Source organism: Roseateles sp. P5_B10 (assembly GCF_056400485.1).
In genome coordinates this window covers 1-3,177 of sequence record NZ_JBFULE010000618.1, presented here as the reverse complement: position 1 = coordinate 3,177, position 3,177 = coordinate 1, and the positions used below count along the sequence as shown (strand labels likewise).

Annotated in this window: 3 protein-coding genes and 1 pseudogene; 1 reads left to right on the top strand and 3 read right to left on the bottom strand. The window is 69.7% G+C overall.

What is annotated here, in order from left to right:
- Positions 1–63 precede the first annotated feature (63 nt).
- Complete coding sequence (locus tag AC1DU6_RS24860; RefSeq protein WP_477860335.1) at positions 64–516, top strand: MarR family winged helix-turn-helix transcriptional regulator; 453 nt, start codon at positions 64–66, stop codon at positions 514–516.
- A 4-nt stretch (positions 517–520) separates the two neighbouring features.
- On the opposite strand, the gene AC1DU6_RS24855 is transcribed toward AC1DU6_RS24860, so the two are convergent.
- From AC1DU6_RS24855 to AC1DU6_RS24845, 3 genes and pseudogenes are all read right to left on the bottom strand, one after another.
- Positions 521–1,870: a glycoside hydrolase family 27 protein gene (locus AC1DU6_RS24855; protein ID WP_477860333.1), complete on the bottom strand. Its 1,350-nt coding sequence runs from the start codon at positions 1,868–1,870 to the stop codon at positions 521–523.
- A gap of 108 nt (positions 1,871–1,978) precedes the next feature.
- Complete coding sequence (locus tag AC1DU6_RS24850) at positions 1,979–2,911, bottom strand: alpha/beta hydrolase (protein WP_477860331.1); 933 nt, start codon at positions 2,909–2,911, stop codon at positions 1,979–1,981.
- 30 nt (positions 2,912–2,941) lie between these two features.
- A pseudogene (locus tag AC1DU6_RS24845) lies at positions 2,942–3,177 on the bottom strand (ABC transporter substrate-binding protein); the annotation flags it as partial.

Genomic DNA, 3,177 nt, shown 5'->3' with positions numbered 1-3,177 from the left:
GATCGATACCGAGGAGTTTTGACCGCAACGGCGGCCGGCAGGCCATGGTTATCCTGCACACCCATGAGCCCGATCCGCGAGAAGTCCCCTCCCCTCGACCAGTCCCGCCTGGCCCACACCCTGGGCTATGCCATTGCACGCGCGGCTGTCACCACCAACCAGTTGTTCAGTCAGGGCGTGGGCGAGCCGCTCGGCCTGCGGCCGGTGGAGTTCACACTGCTGCAGCTGATCTTCTCGAATCGCAACACCACGCAGAAGCGCCTGTGCGACCTGCTGCGCGTGCCGGCACCGCAGATGACGCTCATCCTCGACCGCCTGCAGGAGCGCGGCTGGGTCGAGCGCGAACGCGACGCCAACGACCGCCGCGCGTTGCATCTGCGGCTCACGTCCGAGGGCGAACGCCTGGCCGAGCAAAGCCTAGCGGCGCTGCAGGAGACCGAAAAAGCCCTGGACCACACGCTCACCAGCGGCGAGCGCCTGCTACTGCAGGAACTGCTGGCCAAGGTCGCGCGCTGAACTGTCAGCTGAGCCGGTACAGCCCGGCGCCATGCGACGGYAGTTGCTGGGCGAACCGGCCCGATGCCGCATCGAGAGGCTTGCGCGCCCACAGATCGCGCACCTGGCACACGCCGTCCAGCCCCAGGTCGCGCAGCGAGACGGCGACCTCGCGGGCCTTGTCCGTCGGGTTGAACAGCGCGACGTAGCGGCCCTTGCCGTCGGCCGGCCGGGCTGACCAGATGCGCACGAAGTCCTCGACGAAATGCGGCCGGTTGTCGGCGCTCGCCTGGTCCACGGCCAGCACCTCGGTGTTGGTGAGCAGCGCGAGCGTCGGCTCGTCCAGGTGGCGCAGGTCGCCGCCCATGATCAACGGCGAGCGGGTGATGGCCCACAGCGTCATCAGCGTGCGCTGCTCATCGGCAGTGAACTTGGTGTCGCGCTCACCCAGGRCCAGGCGGCCCAGCGGCAGCATGTCCGGGTCAGGCCAGGCGCCCGGCCGGCGCCAGGGGTTCCAGTTCTCCAGGCGCGTGAACTGGGCGTCCAGCGCATGCCAGTCGTCCCAGAAGTCGTCGGAGATGCGCCACATCTGCGCATGCTGGCGTACGTGCTCGGCGCGGCTCACGGGCGTCTCGCCGGGCGACAGGCTGAGCGCCATCGGCCGCTTCGTGCGCTGGATGGCACGGTGAGCGGCCTCGATCTCCGGCGCATGGGCGTCGTAGGGGCGACTCATGTCGTCCATCTTGATGAAGTCCACGCCCCAGGAGGCGTAGAGCGCGAAGACGCTGTCGTAGTAGGCCTGCGCGCCGGGCTTGCGCATGTCCACGCCGTACATGTCGGGGTTCCAGGTGCAGACGCTGCTGGTGTCGGCGATGTCAGCGGCGCGGTAGGGCGTGCCCAGGATGGGCAGGTTGCGCTTCACGGCCAGGCGCGGGATGCCGCGCATCAGGTGGATGCCGAACTTCAGGCCCATGGCATGGACATCCGCCGCCAGCGGCGCGAAACCGCGGCCTTCGGCACTGGACGGGAACCGGTTCACGGCGGGGATCAGCCGGCCGTGACCGTCCATCGCCGGCTCGGGGTTGGCGCTGTAGCTGTAGCTTGACGCCGTGGGCTCGTACCACTGGATGTCGATGGTGAAGATGTTGTAGCCGGCCGGCAGCAGCTTGTCCGCCATGATGCGGGCGGTCTCGCGGGCCTGGGCTTCGTTGATGGTGGTCGCGAAGCTGTTCCAGCTGTTCCAGCCCATCGGCGGCGTGGGGGCCAGCAGGCCTTTGGCGGGCGTGGCTGCAGTGGAGGCAGCCTGAGCGGGCAGCGTGGACGCGGCGATGCCGGTGAGGCCCGCGCTGATCAGGCCCCTGCGATTCAATGCCATGGGATGTCTCTTGTCTCGTTTGTCGTGGCTGCCGGGTGTACGGCATTCCACGACAACAATCCAATGGCGATTTCCTCTCAAGCCATGCCAGTTTCGATATGGCTTGGATCACCCCAGCAAGGCCTGCCGCAGCGCACTCGCCATCTGCCCCAGCGCCAGCCGCGCCGCCGGGACGGCGCCGGCCATGCTGATGAAGCCGTGCGCCAGGCCGTGGTACTCGATGACGGTGACGGCATTGCCAGCCGCGCCGAGCGCCTCGCCGTAGGCCATGCCCTCGTCACGCAGCGCGTCATGGGCCGCCAGCAGCAGCAGCGTGGGCGGCAGGCCGGCGAGGCTGGGCGCGAGCAGCGGCGCGCCGCGCCAGTCGGGCGCCTTGCCGGTGGCGCCAAAGTAGTGGCGGCTGAAATAGTCCATGGTCCGCTTCGTCAGCGTGGGGCCGGCGGCATGCTGCTCGCGCGACGGGTAGTCACCGTCGTGGCCGCCGGCCGCCGGCGGATAGACGAGGAGCTGGAAGGCAATAGACGGCCCGCCCGCATCGCGCGCCAGCAAGGCGGCGCTGGCGGCCAGTGCGGCACCGGCGCTGTCGCCCATCACGGCCAGGCGGGTCGGGTCGCCGCCAAAGCTGCGGATGGCTTCGGCCACCCAGCCGAGTGCGGCGTAGCTGTCCTCGATGGCCGCCGGATAGGGATGCTCAGGTGCCAGGCGGTAGGCGGCGCTGACGATCATCGCGCCGCTGTCAGCGCAGAGCTGGCGGCAGACGGCGTCATAGCTTTCGAGATCGCCGAGCACGAAGCCGCCGCCGTGGAAGTACAGCGCCACGGGCAAGGCGCCCGCCGCATCGCGAGGTTTGTAGATGCGCACGCGCACGGCCTGGCCGGCGAAGTGGGTCTCGTGCGGCGTCACGTCGACGTCGGCRGGCGGCATGGTCGCCAACGTGCAGATCTGCCGGTACAGGCCGCGAGAGGCCTCGGGCGGCAGGTCACAGAGGTCGGGGGCGCCGGCCGCCTGGGCGAGGACGTGTTGCAGATGCAGATCAAGCATGGAAGGTCTCCTTTGAGGGGGTGGATAAGTTCATCGACGCAGGCGCCCGTCGCGGCCACGCAGGCCGATCTCGACGTGCTCGGAGCCGCGGTGCTGGCGGGGACTGAAGCGCACGCTGAAGCCGCCAAGGTCGAGCACGCCCAGGTTCTCCAGCGCGGCCGCCAGCGCAGGCCCGTCGACGCGGTTGCCGGCGCGGCGCAGCGCCTCGACGCAGACGCGCAGATGCAGGTAGGCCGCCAGGCCCTCCAGGCTGATGGCCTCGGGGC